General features: G+C 73.2%; 11 protein-coding genes and 1 pseudogene. 2 read left to right on the forward strand and 10 right to left on the reverse strand.

Annotation, left to right across the window (positions count from 1 at the left end; all coding sequences use genetic code 11):
• Nucleotides 1-62: 62 nt before the first annotated feature.
• From ABZ934_RS05430 to ABZ934_RS05470, 9 genes are all read right to left on the reverse strand, one after another.
• Nucleotides 63-908 (reverse strand): GNAT family N-acetyltransferase, encoded by an 846-nt coding sequence (locus ABZ934_RS05430; RefSeq protein WP_361308814.1) that lies wholly within the window; start codon nt 906-908, stop codon nt 63-65.
• A gap of 243 nt (nt 909-1,151) precedes the next feature.
• The gene (gene ispG / locus ABZ934_RS05435; protein WP_361308816.1) at nt 1,152-2,309 is read right to left on the reverse strand and encodes a flavodoxin-dependent (E)-4-hydroxy-3-methylbut-2-enyl-diphosphate synthase; all 1,158 of its coding nucleotides are present in this window, start codon (nt 2,307-2,309) and stop codon (nt 1,152-1,154) included.
• 177 nt (nt 2,310-2,486) lie between these two features.
• On the reverse strand, nt 2,487-3,788 hold the full coding sequence (locus ABZ934_RS05440; RefSeq protein WP_361308818.1) for a site-2 protease family protein: 1,302 nt from the start codon (nt 3,786-3,788) through the stop codon (nt 2,487-2,489).
• Nucleotides 3,785-5,038 carry a 1-deoxy-D-xylulose-5-phosphate reductoisomerase gene (dxr, locus tag ABZ934_RS05445; RefSeq protein ID WP_361308820.1) on the reverse strand — a complete coding sequence of 418 codons (1,254 nt, stop codon included), beginning with the start codon at nt 5,036-5,038 and terminating at the stop codon, nt 3,785-3,787. Before dxr ends, ABZ934_RS05440 begins: the two co-directional genes overlap by 4 nt.
• A 20-nt stretch (nt 5,039-5,058) precedes the next feature.
• Nucleotides 5,059-6,411: a hypothetical protein gene (locus ABZ934_RS05450; RefSeq protein WP_361308822.1), complete on the reverse strand. Its 1,353-nt coding sequence runs from the start codon at nt 6,409-6,411 to the stop codon at nt 5,059-5,061.
• A gap of 105 nt (nt 6,412-6,516) precedes the next feature.
• Nucleotides 6,517-8,460: an acyl-CoA dehydrogenase family protein gene (locus tag ABZ934_RS05455; RefSeq protein ID WP_361308824.1), complete on the reverse strand. Its 1,944-nt coding sequence runs from the start codon at nt 8,458-8,460 to the stop codon at nt 6,517-6,519.
• Between the two features lie 195 nt (nt 8,461-8,655).
• Nucleotides 8,656-10,101, reverse strand: coding sequence for an aldehyde dehydrogenase family protein (locus ABZ934_RS05460; protein ID WP_361308826.1), 1,446 nt, complete (start codon nt 10,099-10,101; stop codon nt 8,656-8,658).
• 988 nt (nt 10,102-11,089) lie between these two features.
• Nucleotides 11,090-12,670 (reverse strand): PucR family transcriptional regulator ligand-binding domain-containing protein, encoded by a 1,581-nt coding sequence (locus tag ABZ934_RS05465; protein ID WP_361308828.1) that lies wholly within the window; start codon nt 12,668-12,670, stop codon nt 11,090-11,092.
• 188 nt (nt 12,671-12,858) lie between these two features.
• Nucleotides 12,859-15,204 (reverse strand): ATP/GTP-binding protein, encoded by a 2,346-nt coding sequence (locus tag ABZ934_RS05470; protein WP_361308830.1) that lies wholly within the window; start codon nt 15,202-15,204, stop codon nt 12,859-12,861.
• A 226-nt stretch (nt 15,205-15,430) separates the two neighbouring features.
• Between ABZ934_RS05470 and gabT the strand changes: the two genes are divergently transcribed.
• Nucleotides 15,431-16,765, forward strand: a complete 1,335-nt coding sequence (gene gabT, locus ABZ934_RS05475) for a 4-aminobutyrate--2-oxoglutarate transaminase (protein ID WP_190186826.1) — start codon at nt 15,431-15,433, stop codon at nt 16,763-16,765.
• 352 nt (nt 16,766-17,117) lie between these two features.
• Nucleotides 17,118-17,681, forward strand: a complete 564-nt coding sequence (locus ABZ934_RS05480) for a phosphatase PAP2 family protein (RefSeq protein WP_361308833.1) — start codon at nt 17,118-17,120, stop codon at nt 17,679-17,681.
• Here ABZ934_RS05480 and ABZ934_RS05485 read toward each other — a convergent pair.
• Nucleotides 17,678-18,155 (reverse strand): annotated as a pseudogene (locus ABZ934_RS05485) (hypothetical protein). The gene ABZ934_RS05480 and the pseudogene ABZ934_RS05485 overlap by 4 nt on opposite strands.
• Between the last annotated feature and the right edge of the window lie 61 nt (nt 18,156-18,216).

An 18,216-nucleotide genomic window follows, 5' to 3' on the forward strand; every position in this document is an offset into this window, starting at 1 on the left:
ACCTTACTCGGCGGTAGCAGCGAGGGGTACGGGTCCGGCACCGGATTCGTGGCCCGGGACGGTCAGAAGAGCACGCTCATGAAGGCGCCGACCTCGCGGAATCCCACGCGCCGGTAGGCCGCCCGCGCGGCGGTGTTGAAGTCGTTGACGTAGAGGCTGACCACGGGGGCCACGTCGCGCAGGGCGTACTCCACGACGGCGGCCATCCCCGCCTCGGAGTGCCCGCGGCCGCGGAATTCGGGGTCGACCCACACGCCCTGGATCTGGCAGGCGCGCGGGGTGGCGGCGCCGATCTCGGCCTTGAAGACGATCCTGCCGTCGTCGACGCGGGCGAAGGAACGGCCGGTGCCGACGAGTTCGGCGACCCGCGCCTGGTAGAGCAGCCCGCCGTCCCCGGCGAGCGGGGAGATGCCGACCTCCTCGGTGAACATGGCCACGCAGGCGGGCGTGATCAGGTCCATCTCGTCCTTGCGGATGCGGCGGACCATGGGGTCGGGCCGGACCTCGGTGGACGGTTGCTCGGTGATCATCAGGGGCTGGTGGGAGCGGACGTCGCGGGCGGGCCCCCAGCTCGGTTCCAGGAGGCTCCACAGCAGCCGGGTGGCCTCGGCCGGGCCGACGATTGAGGAGCAGCGGCGGCCGGTGCGGCGGGCGCGGTCGGCGAAGGCGCGTACGGCGTCGGGGCCTGCGCAGACGGGGACGAGGTTGGCGCCCGCATAGCAGAGGGAGCGCAGCTCGCCGTCGCGGTACCAGCCCCACATCTCGCCACCCAGGCGCCAGGGGTCCAGACCGGCGACTTGGACCCGGGAGGTGACGAAGGCGTTCTCGACCGGCTGGCGCCCGAGGACTTCGAGCGCGGATTCGAGATCACTGGGTTCAAGGACCCGGGTGGTGGTCTGCGTCAACACTGGGGCCTCACCATACAAGTCTGCTGATCTCCGCACTGTACCCGGCGCCGTACGGGGATGCCCGGTCCCACAGGTCACGAAAAAGCCCCGTCCCCCGCCCCCGGACTGCGGGGACGGGGGACGCGGGACCGCCACGGGCGAGGGAGCCGAAGGGGCGCGCCTGAGTCAGGCTGCCGGCGCCCCGACGGGGGTACCTCCCGGCCGGAGGCTGGGGGACGAACCGAGCCCCAAAAAAGAAGGACTTCAGACGCCGATGGCAACCGTCGGCTCCCCCGAGGGGATGCCGTCCTTCTCCATCTGCTCGGCGATCTTCATGGCTTCTTCGATGAGCGTCTCCACGATCTTCGACTCCGGGACGGTCTTGATGACCTCGCCCTTGACGAAGATCTGACCCTTGCCGTTGCCGGAGGCGACACCGAGGTCGGCCTCGCGGGCCTCGCCGGGGCCGTTCACGACGCAGCCCATGACCGCGACGCGCAGCGGCACCTCCATGCCCTCCAGGCCCGCGGTGACCTCTTCGGCCAGCTTGTACACGTCGACCTGGGCACGGCCGCAGGACGGGCAGGAGACGATCTCCAGGCGGCGCGGCTTGAGGTTCAGCGACTCCAGGATCTGGATGCCGACCTTGACCTCCTCGACCGGCGGCGCGGACAGCGAGACGCGGATGGTGTCGCCGATGCCTTCGGAGAGCAGCGCCCCGAAGGCGACGGCGGACTTGATGGTGCCCTGGAAGGCGGGGCCGGCCTCGGTGACGCCGAGGTGCAGCGGGTAGTCACAGGCGGCGGCCAGCCGGCGGTAGGCGTTGACCATGACGACCGGGTCGTTGTGCTTGACCGAGATCTTGATGTCGCTGAAGCCGTGCTCCTCGAAGAGGGACGCCTCCCACAGCGCGGACTCGACCAGCGCCTCGGGCGTGGCCTTGCCGTACTTCTTCAGCAGTCGGGCGTCGAGCGAGCCCGCGTTGACGCCGATCCGGATCGGGGTGCCCGCGTCGTTGGCGGCCTTCGCGATCTCCTTGACCTTGTCGTCGAACTGCTTGATGTTGCCGGGGTTGACGCGGACGGCGGCGCAGCCGGCGTCGATGGCGGCGAAGACGTACTTCGGCTGGAAGTGGATGTCGGCGATGACCGGGATCTGGGACTTCTTCGCGATCACGGCGAGCGCGTCGGCGTCGTCCTGCGTGGGGCAGGCCACGCGGACGATGTTGCAGCCGGAGGCGGTCAGCTCGGCGATCTGCTGGAGCGTGGCGCCGATGTCGGAGGTGCGGGTCGTGGTCATGGACTGCACCGAGATGGGCGCGTCGCCGCCGACGGCCACGGAGCCGACCTGGATCTTGCGGCTGACCCGGCGGTCGGCAAGCTTCGTCGGCACGGACGGCATTCCGAGAGAGATGGCAGTCATCTGCTGTGCAACCCCAAGGTGTGGTTCAAGGTCCCGAGATCGGCGGGCTCCAGGCTTCGAGATTACGCCAAGGCGCGGGTGACCCACGCATCGCAGGGGTTCGCGCCACCCGAACGTAGGGAGCCGGGCACGATCCGTGCCCGGCTCCCAAACGTGTGCGCGTGGGACGGTCGCGCGCTAGCTGATCTTGATCGGGTTGACCACGTCCGCCACGAGCACCAGCAGCGTGAAGCAGACGAAGACGCCTGCGACGACGTACGCGGCGGGCATCAGCTTCGCCACGTCGAACGGGCCGGGGTCGGCGCGCCGGAAGACGCGGGCGACGGTGCGCCGCACGGACTCCCACAGGGCGCCGGCGATGTGGCCGCCGTCCAGGGGCAGCAGCGGCAGCATGTTGAACAGGAACAGCGAGAGGTTGAACATCCCGAGGACGCCCAGCAGCGTGGCGAGGCGCTGCTCGCCGGGGATGTCCATGGTGGCGATCTCACCGCTGATGCGGGCGGCGCCGACGATCCCCATCGGGGAGTCGGGCTGGCGCTCGGCGCCGTTGAAGGCCGCGTTCCACAGGGCGGGGATCTTCTCAGGGAGCCGCAGCAGCCCCTGCACGCTGCTCTGCGCGACATCACCCATGTGGTCGACGGACTCCCCGAAGGTGAGCGGCGCGATCACTTCCTTGGGGCCGAAGCCGAGCCAGCCGGCCGTGACGTACTGGCCCTTGACGTACCCGCCGTGACCGTCGGTCTTGGCGACCTTGTTCTCGATCAGCGTCGCCCGGAGGGTCAGTTCGTTGCCGCCCCGGACGACGGTGACGGTGGCGGGGCCGACGGTGTCGCGGATCTTCTGCTGGAGCACGGCCCAGTCGGTCACCCGCTTGCCGTCGAAGGCGACGATCTTGTCGCCCGCCAGCAGGCCCGCCTTCTTGGCGGGGGCCACGGGGTCGCCGTCCTTGCAGACCTCGCGCTTCTCGCTCTGCTGGATGACACAGGGCGACACGGACGCCACCTGGGTGGTGGTCTGGTTGACGCCGAAGGTCATCCACAGCCCGAAGAAGATCGCCAGTGCCAGGACCAGGTTCATGAACGGGCCCGCGAACATCACGATCACGCGCTTCCAGGGCTTGCGCGTGTAGAACAGCCGGCTCTCGTCCCCGGGCTGGAGTTCCTCGTACGCCGCGGAGCGCGCGTCCTCGATCATCGAGCGGAACGGGGAGGTGGAGCGCGCGCTGACCTTGCCGTCCTCGCCCGGCGGGAACATCCCGATCATGCGGATGTAGCCGCCCATGGGGATGGCCTTGATGCCGTACTCCGTCTCGCCCTTCTTCCGCGACCAGACCGTCCGGCCGAAGCCGACCATGTACTGGGGCACGCGGATGCCGAAGAGCTTGGCCGTCGAGAGGTGGCCGAGTTCGTGCCAGGCGATGGAGAACAGCAGGCCGAACACGAAGACGACCACACCGATCAAGGTCAGCAAGATCGTCATGCGTTCGCCTCCACGGCGGCCCGTGCCGCCATCTCCCGTGCCCGGGCCCTGGCCCAGGTCTCAGCTTCAAGGACGTCCCGGACGGTGAGGGAAGTTCCCGTGTCCGGTGTTCCGTGCTCATCGACCACGGCAGAGACCGTATCCATGATTGCCGTGAACGGCAGCCGACCGGCCAGAAAGGCCGCCACGCACTCCTCGTTCGCCGCATTGAACACGGCGGGCGCGGTGGACCCGAGGGTACCGACGCGCCGGGCCAGGTCCACCGCCGGGAACGCCTCGGTGTCCAGTGGGAAGAACTCCCAGCTCGACGCCTTGGTCCAGTCGAAGGCCGGGGAGGCGTCGGGGACGCGCTCCGGCCAGCCGAGGCCGATGGCGATCGGGCCGCGCATGTCGGGCGGGGTGGCCTGGGCCAGCGTCGAACCGTCGGAGAACTCGACCATCGAGTGGACGTAGGACTGGGGGTGGACCACGACCTCGATGCGGTCGAAGGGGATGTCGTAGAGCAGGTGCGCCTCGATGACCTCCAGCCCCTTGTTGACCAGCGTCGCCGAGTTGATGGTGATCACCGGGCCCATCGCCCAGGTCGGGTGCGCGAGGGCGTCCCGGACGGTGACCTTCGCCAGCTCGGCGCGGGTACGGCCGCGGAATGGGCCGCCGGAGGCGGTGACCACGAGCTTGCGGACGTCGGCCCGGGTGCCGGCGGCCAGCGCCTGGAACAGCGCGGCGTGCTCGGAGTCCACCGGGATGATCTGGCCCGGCTTCGCGAGGGCCTTGACCAGCGGGCCGCCGACGATCAGCGACTCCTTGTTGGCCAGGGCCAGGGTCCGGCCCGCCCGCAGCGCGGCGAGGGTGGGCGCGAGGCCGATGGAACCGGTGATGCCGTTGAGGACGGTGTGGCAGGGGGACGAGGCGAGTTCGGCCGCCGCGTCCGGTCCGGCCAGGACCTCGGGCAGCGGCTCAGAGCCGCCGTACTCGGCGCTCAGCGCCTCTTTCAACGCGGGCACGGCGTCCTCATCGGCGACCGCGACCCTCCGTACGCGCAGCTGCCGGGCCTGCTCGGCCAGCAGCGCGACGCGCCCGCCGGCGGCGGACAGCGCGGTCACCCGGAAGCGGTCCGGGTTGCGCAGGGCGAGGTCGATGGCCTGGGTGCCGATGGAGCCGGTGGAGCCGAGGATGACGATGTCCCGGCGGCCGACCGCGGGGTCGAAGAGAAGGTGCGGGTCGGCCAAGGGGGCTGGGCTGTCGGTCATGCCCCCATTGTTGCCGCAACTCACGGACGGTCGGACACGGAGTCCCCCTGAATGACCGCGGCCAGCAGCTCGGGGAGGGTCCCGACGAAGTCGGGGAGCGTCAGGGCCGCCCACCACCACGCTTCGACGTCCGCGCCGAGGGCCGCCGTGAGCAGCCGGTCGGCCTCGGCGCGGGAGGCGAGCACGGCCACCGGCCGGTCGTGCCGGTCGGGGTGGTCGATGTCGCCGAGCCAGTGGTCCTCGTCCAGCGCCCAGACCGCGGGGGCCTTGTGCCGCAGGACGTCGGCGCCGGTGAGCAGGCCCTCGTCCAGGCAGGCGCGGACCCACCGGACGTCCTCGCGGAGGTCGCCCATGGCATTGGGCACCCCGAGGCTCGCGAGGGCCAGCTCGCGGTCCACGCTCGGCTCCGGTTCCGGTGCGGCGCCGGGCGCGAGGGCGTCGACGGCTTCGGCGAGGCCCGGAACGGCGGGCGCGGGGCGGGTCGGCGCGGTCCCGGCGGCGACGGCGGCGGCCAGTTCGGGGAGGGTACCGGTGAACGCGGGGGCGGCGCGCTTCAGTTCGGCCCACGGGTGCGGGTCGTCACCGAGCGCCGGGCGCAGGACGCGGACCAGGGCGGCCCGCATGCCGGCCCATTCGTCGAGGTTCCAGGCGAAGCGCCCGACGGCGTGGGCCTGTCCGAGCAGCAGGGTGCGGTGGGCGGGCGCGACGGCCGCCGCGAGGTCGTCGAAGGTAAGGGTGCCGGTGCGGACCGCCCGGACGGCGGGGCGGTGCCAGGAGGGGCCGTACGTGTCCTGCCCCCGCGTGTCGAGCAGGCCTAGGACGGTCCCCCGGTCGAGCCCGGCCACCAGGAGCAGGGCCTCGACCGAGCCGGGCGGCAGCGGGGCGCGGGAGTGCTCGCGCAGCAGGGCCGCCGGGTCGAGCTCGTGGGGCAGGGTCAACACGTCGAGCGGTATCCGCGGCCTTCGGGCCCCGTGGCGGCGCAGCAGGGCGATGAGTTCCGTACCGCTCAGCGGAGGGCCCGGCTCGCCCGGTACGGCGGGGTGGCGGCCCAGCTCGGCGGTCAAGGTGGCGAGCAGCCGCGGCGAGGGACCGGGGCGGCGCCGGTACCGTGCGGGCCCGGGCAGCCCGGGCAGCGGCCGGCCGAGCACGTGCGGGTTGCGGGCGACGTTGCGGCGGTCCTCGTCGGCGCCGTCGCGCAGCAGCAGGGTGACGGCCGCGGCGGGCAGGTGCTCGTCGCGGCAGAGGTAGCGCCGGGCGGCGGGGTCGAGCCGGCCGAGGAGACCGGCGACGACCGCGTCCGGTGCGTGGCGCAGCAGCAGCGCCACGCACCAGGCCAGCCGTCGGCTGTAGCGGTCTTCCTCGGCCGTCGCCATCGCTGTGCCGCCTCGTGCTCGTGCCGGTTCCCGTACTTCGGGTCCCGTGGGGCCCGTACACCAGTCTGACCGCGCGCCGATCGTGGCAGGTCGGCGGGTGGGTGGTCAGCGCAGGGGACGGTGCACGTTCTCCTTCTGCGAGGGGCCGGGGGTGGCGTCCGCGATCCAGGGGCCGTCGCCCGAGGGGTCGAGGACGCCCTCCTCCAACCAGGTGTAGGTGCCGGAGAGGACGCCCGCGACCACCTTGCGGTCCAGGTCGTCCGTGTTGGACCAGAGCCGGCCGAACAGTTCCTCGACCCGGATCCGGGACTGGCGGCAGAACGCGTCGGCGAGTTGGTACGCCTCGCGGCCGTGTTCGCCGCCGGCTCGCAGGTGCTCGGCGCGGACACAGGCCGCGCTCATCGCGAAGAGTTCCGCCCCGATGTCGACGATCCGACCGAGGAAGCCCTGCTTGGTCTCCATCCGGCCTTGCCAGCGCGCCATCGCCATGAACGTCATCCGGGCGAGTTTGCGGGCGCTGCGCTCGACGTAGCGCAGGTGGGTGGCGAGGTCCGGGTGGCCGGCCGGGTGGAACTCGCGGTAGGTGCCGGGGACCTGCCCGGCTCCGGTGGCCAGCTTGGGCAGCCAGCGGGCGTAGAACCCGGCGGCGCGGGCGCCCGCCTTGGCCTTGTCCCCGAGGTCCTTGTCCGGGTCGATCAGGTCGCCGGCGACCGAGAGGTGGGCGTCGACGGCCTCCCGGGCGATCAGCAGGTGCATGATCTCGGTCGAGCCCTCGAAGATGCGGTTGATGCGCAGGTCCCGCAGCAACTGTTCGGCGGGAACGGCCCGTTCGCCGCGCGCGGCCAGGGACTCGGCGGTCTCGAAGCCGCGTCCGCCGCGGATCTGGACCAGTTCGTCGGCCATCAGCCAGGCCATCTCGGAGCCGTAGAGCTTGGCGAGGGCGGCCTCGATGCGGATGTCGTTGCGGTCCTCGTCGGCCATCTGGGAGGCGAGGTCGACCACCGCCTCCAGGGCGAAGGTGGTCGCGGCGATGAAGGAGATCTTCGCGCCGACCGCCTCGTGCCGGGCCACGGGCCGGCCCCACTGCTCCCGCACCCCGGACCACTCGCGGGCGATCTTCAGGCACCACTTCCCGGCGCCGACGCACATGGCGGGCAGGGACAGGCGTCCGGTGTTCAGCGTGGTCAGCGCGATCTTCAGGCCGGCGCCCTCGGCGCCGATCCGCTGGGCGGCGGGGACCCGCACCCGGTGGAAGCGGGTGACGCCGTTCTCCAGGCCGCGCAGGCCCATGAAGGCGTTGCGGTGCTCGACGGTGATGCCGGGCGAGTCCGCCTCCACGACGAATGCGGTGATCCCGCCGCGGTGGTTCTCGCTCTTGGGCACCCTGGCCATGACCACGAGCAGGTCGGCGACGACCCCGTTGGTGGTCCAGAGCTTCACCCCGTCGAGGACGTACGCCTCCTCCCCGTCCTCGGTGACCGGGACGGCGGTGGTGGCCAGGCGGGCCGGGTCGGAGCCCACGTCGGGCTCGGTGAGGAGGAAGGCGCTGATGGCACTGGTGGCGCAGCGGGGCAGATAGGCGTCCTTCTGCTCCTGGGTGCCGAACATCTTGAGCGGCTGGGGTACGCCGATCGACTGGTGGGCGGAGAGCAGCGCGCCGATGGCGGGGCTGACGGAACCGACCAGCGCGAGCGCCTTGTTGTAGTACACCTGGGTGAGGCCGAGCCCCCCGTACTTGGGGTCGATCTTCATCCCGAGGGCGCCGAGCTCCTTGAGTCCGCGCACGGTCTCGTCGGGGATCCGCGCCTCGCGCTCGATGCGCGGGCCGTCGATCTCGCGCTCGCAGAAGTCGCGCAGCCGGGCCAGGAACGCCTCGCCGCGCCGGACGTCCTCGTCGGCGGGGAGCGGGTGGGGGTGGATCAGGTCGAGCCGGAACCGTCCCAGGAACAGTTCCTTGGCGAAGCTGGGCTTGCGCCAGTCCTGCTGTCGGGCCGCTTCCGCGACCTGCCTGGCCTCGCGTTCGGTCACCTTGGGCTGTGTTGCGGACATGCGGGGACTCACCTCGCCGCCGAGTCGGATGACTTACCGGAATACCGGTCGGTGCTACCTGTCAGTCGTACCCCCTCCGCGGCGCCCGGAAAAGCGGGGCGGGGCAGGGTGGGGGAACGGGCGGGTGAAAAGGGGGACGGCCGGAGCCCCCGCACAGTAGGCTCCGGCCGTCGGCTTCGGGCCGTACGAGTCGGCTCAGATGTCCAGGCCGGTGAGGACCAGGACCCGCTCGTAGGTGTAGTCGTCCATCGCGTAGCGGACGCCTTCGCGGCCGACACCGGACTGCTTGACGCCGCCGTACGGCATCTGGTCGGCGCGGTAGGACGGCGCGTCGCCGACGATCACGCCGCCGACCTCCAGCTCCCGGTGGGCGCGGAACGCGGTCTGGATGTCGCGGGTGAAGACGCCGGTCTGCAGACCGAACTTCGAGTCGTTGACGGCGGCGAACGCCTCGTCGGTGTTCTCGACCTTCTGGAGGGTGAGGACCGGCCCGAAGATCTCCTCGACGGCGAGCTTCACGCCGTCCGGCAGCTCGGCGACGACGGTGGGCTCGTAGGAGGCACCCTCGCGCTTGCCGCCGGTCAGCAGCTTGGCGCCGGCGGAGACGGCCTCGTCGACCCAGGACTCGACCCGCTTGGCGGCGTCCTCGGAGACGAGGGGGCCGACATCCGTGGCGGAGTCGGACGGGTCACCGGTGACCTGCGCCTGGACCTTGGCGACGACCTTCTCGACGAGGCGGTCGTACACGGACGCGTCGGCGATCACGCGCTGCACGGAGATGCAGGACTGGCCGGCCTGGTAGTTCGAGAAGGTCGCGATACGGGTCGCGGCCCAGTCGAGGTCGGCCTCGGAGGACCAGTCGGCGAGGACGACGGCCGCGGCGTTGCCGCCGAGCTCCAGGGTGCAGTGCTTGTGGGGCACCGACTGCTGGATGGCGTAGCCGACCGTGTCGGAGCCGGTGAAGGAGATGACGGGCAGGCGCTCGTCCTTGACCAGGGCGGGCATCTTGTCGTTCGCGACCGGCAGGACGGACCAGGAGCCGGCCGGCAGGTCGGTCTCGGCGAGCAGCTCGCCGAGGATGAGGCCGGAGAGCGGGGTGGCCGGGGCCGGCTTCAGGATGATCGGCGCGCCGACGGCGATGGCGGGGGCCACCTTGTGGGCGCACAGGTTCAGCGGGAAGTTGAACGGCGCGATGCCGAGGACCGGGCCCTTGACGAAGCGGCGGGTCAGGGCGAGACGGCCGACCCCACCGGCATCGGTGTCGAGGCGCTGGGCCTCTCCGCCGTTGAAGCGGCGGGCCTCTTCGGCGGCGAAACGGAATACGGACACCGCACGGCCGACCTCACCGCGGGCCCACTTGATGGGCTTGCCGTTCTCGGCGGAGATCAGCTGGGCGATCTCCTCGGTGCGCTCGACGAGCCGCTTCGAGACGTGGTCGAGGGCCGCGGCGCGGACGTGCGCGGGGGTCGCGGAGAACTCCGCCGTCACGGCGTGCGCCGCGGCCACGGCCTCTTCGACCTGGGCGTCGGTGGGCACGCTGACCGTGCCGACCAGGCGTCCGTCCCACGGGGAGTGGACGTCGAAGCTGTCCTCGCCGGTGGCCTGGCGGCCGGCGAGCCAGAAGGCGTGGGTGGAAGTCATGCGAATCCCGGCCCTTCGGAGTTGTGCGGGTCCTTGTCCCCTCCACCGTAGGACTCCGCCGGCGATTCGGCGTTTGTCCGGCATGGAGTACGCGCGGCGGACGCTGCGCCGCTTTGTCACTGTCCCCACCACCCCGGCCCGTGCGGCGCCGCCCTGTGCGATCTGGCCGGCCCTGCGGATCGCGGGCGCGCCGCCGGCCATGGCGCCTCGCCCCCCGGTGCTGCCGGGGTGCGTCCCGCGCGAGGGCTGCGCCCTGAGACGGGCCGGGCCCCGGCTCATGTGGCCGCCCGATCGTCCGGCCCGCAGCCCACCCTGCTTGTAAGGCGCCGCCTGACCGGGCGCCATGACCGGCCCGGCCGGCCCCTGCGGAACCCGGCCGCGCCGCCCGCCACGCCGCCTCCGCCTGTGCCACCCCGTGGGCTTCGAGGCGCACGGGCCCCGACCCGTCGGTCTGCCGGCCCTGCGGATCACGCCGCGCCGCCACCGGGCGGCCCCCGTGAGCCGCCTCGCGACGGGTGGCTGGGGGGACGGGGCGCGGTGCCGCACGGCGCGGATCGCGGTGCGCGGCACCGCGCCGCGGGTCCCGGCGGAACGCACTCCGCCGCCGGCCTCGGCCGCCCTGCGCCGAAGAGGACCAGCCCGGACGCGGCCTGGGCGGAGGACCGCTCCTCGGGCGAAGCCCACCGCCCACTCCGACCAGGAGCCGCACCGAGGGGCGCCCGCCCGGGGCCCCCGGCCATGTCCGGCTTTCGCCCAAAGCCCACGGGCCCGGGCGGGGCGGAACGCATTCGGCCCACTCCGACCACCGATCGCGCGGCCCTGAAGGGCGCCGGGTCGGGGCCGGGCCCGCACGACCCGGTGGAGAACCGCCCCCGGCGGAACACACGGCCGACTGCGACCACGGGCCGGCCGGGCCCGCCGAAGAGCGCCGGGTCTGGGCCGGGGCTTCGGCCGGGCACCGCGAGTGGTCGGCGGGCCCGGGCGGGGCCTATGCGTCGGTGGGGCTGGCCTTGAGGGCGAGCCAGAGTTCCATGCGGACGTCCGGGTCGTCCAAGGAGCGGCCGAGGATCTCCTCCACGCGCTTCATCCGATAGCGCAGGGTGTGCCGGTGCACGCCAAGGTCGACCGCCGCCGCGTCCCATTGGCCGTGCCGCGACAGCCACGCGTACAGGGAGGCCACCAGGTCGCCGCGGCCCTTCTCGTCGTGCTCGCGCAACGCCCGCAGCGTGCCGTCCGCGAAGGCCCGTACCGCGTCGTCGGCCAGCAGCGGGAGTACGGAGCCGGCCGCGAGGTCCTCGTGCTCCACCATCGGGCGCCCCCGGCGGCGGGCCACCGCGAGGGCCTGGTCGGCCTGCTTGACGGCCGCGGCCACGCCCGAGGGGCCGGCCGGGGCGGACAGGCCGACCACCAGTTCGTCGGGTTCGGGCCCGGCCGAGTCCCGCCCGCGCCGCGCCTCCAGCGTCTCCGCGTACTCCGCGCACGCCTGCACGGCGGAGCCCGCCTCCGCGGCCAGGACCACGAGCCGTCCGTCCTCCGGGACCACCAGCAGCGCCTCCCCCGTGCGGGCCGCCGCCGACTCGACCGCGTCGGTCAGTTGGGCGAGCCCCTCCGGCTGGGCGGTTCCCGGCAGCGCCGGCTCGGCGACGACGATGCGGAACGGGGCGTCCAGCAGGGCCCCGTACAGGTCCCCGGCCACGGCCCGGGCGTGCTCCGCCTCCCCCGTCATCAGCATCCGCAGCACCGCCGCGCCGAGCCGGGACTCCGCGTCGTGCAGCGACCGCGACCGTTCGGTGGTGAGGGTGAGCAAGGCCACCGCGGAGTGCACCGCGTACCGCTCGGCGGTACCCAGCGGCGCCCCCGTGCCCACGGCCAGCGCACCCCGGGCCCGCCGCCCGGTCCCGAGCGACTGGAGTTCGACGCGGTCCTCGGTCCCGCCGACCACGGCGCTCGCGGGCGCGGGCCGCTCCCGCAGCCGCTCCACGTCCGGGGTGAGCCGGGCGGCCCGGCGTGCGGCCCAGTCCGGGGCGGCGGCGACGACCGCGCCGGAGGTGTCGTAGAGCGCGGCCCAGCCGTGCACGTGGGCGGCCAGCTTCGCCAACAGCTCGGCCGGCCCGTCGACGGAGAGCGCGGCGCGGGTCAGCTCCCGCTGCGCCTCGAACCCGGCCGTCACCGCCCGGTACTGGTCGGCCGCGAGCGCAGCCGAGACGGCCTTGCTGATGGCGAGGAACGGGGTCCGGCGCGGTACCTCCAGCAGCGGCAGGTCCTCCGTCCGGGCGGCGTCGACCAGCGCCTCGGGGATCGCCTCGTAGTTGACGCCGATCGCGAAGCCGATGCCGACGACGCCGGCCGCCGCGAGCCGCCGTACGTAGCGGCGCATTTCCTCCGGGTCCTCCGCGTCCAGCTTCATGGCGGTGATCAGCAGCAGCTCGCCGCCCTCCATGTACGGGACGGGGTCGGCGAGCTCGCTGACGTGGGCCCAGCGCACGGGGGTGTCGAGGCGGCTCTCCCCCGCCCGGACGCTGAGCTTGAGGGCCGAGTGCTGGACGAGCGAGGCGAGGGTGAGCGGCATCGGGTACCAGTGGCCTTTGAGGGGAGGCGGAAGCGGTCGGTGCGGGGAGGGGCGGAGGCGAGGAGGCTAGGGCACGAGGGGGGAAGGGATTTCGCCGCGGCGTATGAACGGCCCTCCTCGATTCTGCCACCCCGTACGGGTGCCGTCGGCTCGGCCCGCCCGGCTCCGGCCCCGTCGGCTCGGCCAGGTCAGCTCCCGTCGACCAGCCTGACCAGAAGCGGGGCCGCCCGTTCCCCTCGGACGGAGGTCAGCGACAGCACCGCGTGCCCCGGCGGCACGGCGTGCGCGAGCTCCGAGGCCGACCACCGCTCCCGCTCCACCTGCCGCACGGTCACCGCATCCGTGGTGACGGACTTGCCGGTGATCAGCTTGCGGAAGGCGTGCATGGCCCGGGTCAAGGGCTGGTCCGCGAAGACGGTCCGATGGGTGACGTCCCGCGTCTCGACCCACTCGGTGCCCCACGCCTCCGCGAACCGCTTGCCGTCCCAGGTGGTCACCCCGGAGAAGGCCATCCTGCAGCCGACCGCGCCGAGCAGCGGGGTGCGCAGCGCCTCCGGTACGTCGTCCAGCGTGCGCAGCGCCAGCAGCACCCCGGCGTTGGCCGAGCGGAGCCGCTGGATGCCGCGCACGGTTTCGGGGGTCAGGGTGTGGGAGGCGTCGTCGAAGGCGAGGAAGGCGAAGAGCGAGCGGTCGGCGCGCGCCGCGGCGGAGGCGTTGAACTGGGCGAGCAGCAGCCGGGCCAGCATCCGGGAGGCGTCGGCGTGCGCACGTTCGGGCAGGTCGACGCGGACGCGCAGCGGATGTTCCAGCGAGCGCAGCGAGAACGGCCGCCCCTGGCCGGTGGTGTCGAAGAACCCGGCGAAGGCGGGCCGGTCCAGCAGCGCCACCCGGTCGGCGAGCACCGGGCCGGGGTCGCCGTGGGCGCCGTACTGGCGGGCTCGGGCGTCGAGTTCGCGGAGCATGACGTGCAGGCCGGCGTCCTCCAGCGCGCTGCGCAGCGCGTCGAGCGCGGCGGGCACCTGGTCGAGGAGCTCGCGCAGCTCGGGTACGCCGGGGAAGCGGCCGTACGCGGCGCGGAAGGGGCCCAGCAACTGGGCGAGGGCGGTCGCGGCCCGGCGGACCTCCGTCCCGGGGACGTCTCCGGCGAACGCCTCGGCGAGCAGGGAGGCGGCCTCGTCGGGGTCGGTGGTGCCGCCGTACAGGTCGAGGTCGTAGACGGAGTCGGGGTCGCCGACGCGGACCACGACGTCGTAGGCGGCGTCGGGCCCCAGCGGGGTTCCGGCCGAGGCCACGACGATCACGGCGGCCTGCCCGGCCAGCGCCTGTAGGGCGAGCGTCTCCACGACGGGCCGGACCAGCCGCCGGGTCTTGCCGGAGCCGGACGGGCCGACGGCGAGCAGCGAGGTGCCGAGCACGTCGGGGTCGAGGGCGAAGCCGGTCCCGCGGCGGGCCCAGGGGTTGCGCTCGCCGTCCTCGACGGTGCCGAGCAGCACCTGCCGGGCCACTAGGTCGTGCCGCGCGGCCCGCGCGGGCAGGTCCCGCGCCCCGGACGGGTGCACACACGCCGCCGCCCCCTTGTCCCGCACGGCCTGCGCGAAGGCCCCGGCCCGCCCCGGATCGGCCCGCACGCTCTCCCACGCCCGCCGGATCCGCGCGTAGTCCACGTCATTCATCCGCCCGGCCCCCACCTCCCCGGCAAGCCGCTCGGCCGCTTCCGTGAGGCCCGCGGCGCGCAGCTCGCTCCAGGCGAGGGGGTCTTCCGCAAGGGGTGCGGCAGCGGGGTCGGGCACCTTCGGCCCGCTTTTCGGCCCGCCCGTGCGCCGGGCCAGCCGGACGAAGAACACCACGACGGGCAACGTGGTGACCCCGTAGACGAGGTAGGTGACGAGGGTCTGCGTGCCCGTGCTCATGTCCTCGTACGGCAGGTGGTCGCCGACGAGCCCGAGCAGCGTCAGCGTCCTCGTCCAGACGAGCATCAGGACGAACAGCGCCCCGAGCGTCGCGCCCGCCGCCCGCGCCACGGGACCACGTGCCGCGACGAGCCGGTCGAAGGCGAGGCTCCATGAGCCGAGGCGGCTGAACCACACCACCAGCGCGCCGGTGATCAACAGCGCGTACGCCTGGAGGGCGGCGACGCCCCTGCCGTCGACCGGGTCGTCACCCAGCCGCCACCAACTCTGGGGCGTGAGCGCCTTCACGGGCACGTCGACCTTCGGGATGTAGCCGTTCGTCAGCAGGGACCAGAGCAGCACGCAGGCGAGGAACGAGATCACGGCGCCGCTCAGCAACGCCCGGTCCTGGGCGGGTTCCGCCTCCGCCGTGGGGCGCGGCCGGTGCCCGAACCGCCAGGTGCCCGGTTCGGCCTTCGGCCGAGGGACGCGCAGCCACTGCGCGAACGCGGAGGCGGGACCCGGTGCGTAGCCCGGCTTGGGTGGTGCGGCCGGAGGGGCGTCGGGCATGGGCGGCGGGCCGGCGGGCTTCGGCACGCGGCCGCCTCCCACCCGCTGCTCCTGGTACGCGCCGTCGGTATCCATGAAACCCCTGCCCCCTGCCCGTGCCTGCGCTGCGTCGCTCAATGTAGTTGGCCGGCGGCGGCCGTGGGGGGCTACCGGCGCAGCGGAATCGTGTCCTTCCTATGGCCGTCGCGGACAAGGACACGCGGGGACCACTCCCGAACGGAGCATGCGGTCGCCCGGTCCTCGGGCCTAGCCTGCGGACAAAGACACAAGTGCGTCCGAAAACACCCCCCAGGAGCCCCCTATGACCGCTGTCCCGCAGGAGCGCCGCATCGTCACCGCGATCCCCGGCCCCAAGTCGCAGGAGCTGCAGGCCCGCCGCCTTGAGACGGTGGCCGGCGGCGTGGGCTCCGTGCTTCCGGTCTTCACCGCCCGCGCGGGCGGCGGCATCATCGAGGACGTCGACGGCAACCGTCTGATCGACTTCGGTTCCGGCATCGCCGTGACCTCCGTCGGCGCCTCCGCCGAGGCCGTCGTGCGCCGCGCCTCCGCGCAGCTCGCCGACTTCACCCACACCTGCTTCATGGTCACCCCCTACGAGGGCTACGTGGAGGTCTGCGAGGCGCTCGCCGAGCTGACTCCGGGCGACCACGCCAAGAAGTCGGCGCTGTTCAACTCCGGCGCCGAGGCCGTCGAGAACGCCGTCAAGATCGCCCGTGCGTACACCAAGCGCCAGGCCGTCGTCGTCTTCGACCACGGCTACCACGGCCGTACCAACCTGACGATGGCGCTCACCTCGAAGAACATGCCGTACAAGAACGGCTTCGGCCCGTTCGCCCCCGAGGTCTACCGCGTCCCGGTCGCCTACGGCTACCGCTGGCCCACCGGCGCCGAGAACTGCGGCCCCGAGGCCGCCGCCCAGGCGATCGACCAGATCACCAAGCAGATCGGCGCCGACAACGTCGCCGCCATCATCATCGAGCCGGTCCTCGGCGAGGGCGGCTTCATCGAGCCGGCCAAGGGCTTCCTGCCGGCCATCGTGAAGTTCGCCAACGACAACGGCATCGTGTTCGTCGCGGACGAGATCCAGTCCGGCTTCTGCCGCACCGGCCAGTGGTTCGCCTGTGAGGACGAGGGCATCGTCCCCGACCTCATCACCACCGCCAAGGGCATCGCGGGTGGTCTGCCGCTCGCCGCCGTGACCGGCCGCGCCGAGATCATGGACGCCGCGCACGCGGGCGGCCTGGGCGGCACCTACGGCGGCAACCCGGTGGCCTGCGCCGGTGCGCTCGGCTCCATCGAGACCATGAAGGAGCTCGACCTCAACGCCGCGGCGAAGAAGATCGAGACCGTCATGAAGGCCCGTCTGACGGCCATGCAGGAGAAGTACGAGATCATCGGCGACATCCGCGGCCGCGGCGCCATGATCGCGATCGAGCTCGTCAAGGACCCGGCGTCCAAGACCCCCTTCCCGGAGGCGGCCGGCGCCCTCGCCAAGGCGTGCCACGCCGAGGGCCTTCTCGTCCTCACCTGCGGCACCTACGGCAACGTGCTCCGCTTCCTGCCGCCGATCGTCATCGGCGAGGACCTCCTCAACGAGGGTCTGGACATCATCGAGGCGGCTTTCGCGGGCATCTGAGCGAACGTCCGAACACAGGGACCCACCGGTACCGCCGGTAACGGTCGGGCGCTGTGAAGAAGATGTGGGGGGCCGATGGCAGGAGCGCGTTCCTGCTGTCGGTCCCCTTTCCGCTGCCGTACGGTTTCTGCAGATGAGTGAGAGACCCCGCTCCCGGCCTCACGGGGGCGACACCAGTACCGGGCTTCCCCAGCGCCGCACTGGGCATGCGTTCGCGCACACTCCTCACCGATCGGACGGCCGTACGCCCCAAACCCCCCGGGGCGCACGGCAACCCGATCCGGGCGGCCGTCCCGGAACCACCCCCCCTGTTCCGGGACGGCCGGCCATTCTTCGAGCCGCCCTCTGCGCCTTGCTCTTCGCCCTCCTCACCTGGCAGGTCCTCGTGTCGGGGCCGCTGCTGACCCCGGACGTCGGCCTGAGCCGCGCACTGGTGGGCACCGTCCCCGACGCGGTCACCGAACGCCTCGCCGACCTCGGCAACGTCCCCGTGGCCCTGCCCGTCCTGCTCCTCGCCCTCGGCTGCGCCCTGTGGCGCGGCGACCGGCTCGGCCCCGCCGCCGCGGCGGTGGCCATGGCCGTGGTGCCGGCGCTGATCGTCCCGCTCAAGGAGTGGACGGGCCGGCCGGGCCCGCTGGAGCCGTGGGCCGCCGGCTACTACCCCTCGGGGCACACGGCGACGGCCTTCGTGGCGTACACGTGCGCCGCCCTGCTGGTACGCCCGTACACGCGCGGCCCCTGGCCCACGGCGCTCGCCGTCCTCCTCACCGCGCTGACGGCGGCGGGCCTGGTCCTGCGCGGCTTCCACTGGCCGCTGGACGTGCTGGCGAGCCTGCTGCTGTGCGCGCCGCTGCTGATCGGCGTTCGGTGGGCGGTGGGCCGGGCCCCGATCCGCCGGACACCCGACACCCCCTAGCACTCGCGCGCCGCCGCCCGGGCCGCCGCCTCGTGCAGGGCGAGTTCCAGTACCACCGGGTCGGTGAGGGTGCCCCGACCGTCCGGCGTCACCAGCCGGCGCACGCCGCCCGTCGCCCGGCCCGGGTACGGGACCACGATCCACGTTCCGCGCCCTGCTCCGCGTACCCCGTGCCGACCCAGCGGGAGGCCGTCCCCGGGGGCACGAAGAAGCCGAGCCGCGCCGTCGCCGTGCGCCCCCGCCGGGCGGCGGGGAAGTCGGCGAGCACCGGACCGGGCCGCTCCACGAGCAGTATCAGGACGTCGAGGGTGGCCCGGCCACGCGCGCCGGGCACGATCAGCACGTCCCAGCGCCGGCCGGCGGGCAGCAGCGCGACCCCGAGGGGTTGCGCTCCCACTCCCACCGGCAGGCGCCGGGATCCGGCGCCGCCGATACCAGCCAGTCCACTGCGGTCTTGTCCCCGGGAACAGTCATCGCACGGCCTCCGTTCGCTCCGGCTCGGTGAAGGGTTCTCCACTGGAGAGAGCGGGGCCGT

Source organism: Streptomyces sp. NPDC046557, from assembly GCF_040645975.1.
In the GTDB taxonomy this organism is placed as follows: Bacteria; Actinomycetota; Actinomycetes; order Streptomycetales; family Streptomycetaceae; genus Streptomyces.

What these genes read in the sequence shown, in the direction of transcription:
- ispG (WP_361308816.1), bottom strand. Translation starts at nt 2,309, where the DNA reads ATGACTGCCATCTCTCTCGGAATGCCGTCCGTGCCGACGAAGCTTGCC.
- ABZ934_RS05440 (WP_361308818.1), bottom strand. Translation starts at nt 3,788, where the DNA reads ATGACGATCTTGCTGACCTTGATCGGTGTGGTCGTCTTCGTGTTCGGC.
- dxr (WP_361308820.1), bottom strand. Translation starts at nt 5,038, where the DNA reads ATGACCGACAGCCCAGCCCCCTTGGCCGACCCGCACCTTCTCTTCGAC.
- ABZ934_RS05450 (WP_361308822.1), bottom strand. Translation starts at nt 6,411, where the DNA reads ATGGCGACGGCCGAGGAAGACCGCTACAGCCGACGGCTGGCCTGGTGC.
- ABZ934_RS05455 (WP_361308824.1), bottom strand. Translation starts at nt 8,460, where the DNA reads ATGTCCGCAACACAGCCCAAGGTGACCGAACGCGAGGCCAGGCAGGTC.
- ABZ934_RS05460 (WP_361308826.1), bottom strand. Translation starts at nt 10,101, where the DNA reads ATGACTTCCACCCACGCCTTCTGGCTCGCCGGCCGCCAGGCCACCGGC.
- ABZ934_RS05465 (WP_361308828.1), bottom strand. Translation starts at nt 12,670, where the DNA reads ATGCCGCTCACCCTCGCCTCGCTCGTCCAGCACTCGGCCCTCAAGCTC.
- ABZ934_RS05470 (WP_361308830.1), bottom strand. Translation starts at nt 15,204, where the DNA reads ATGGATACCGACGGCGCGTACCAGGAGCAGCGGGTGGGAGGCGGCCGC.
- gabT (WP_190186826.1), top strand. Translation starts at nt 15,431, where the DNA reads ATGACCGCTGTCCCGCAGGAGCGCCGCATCGTCACCGCGATCCCCGGC.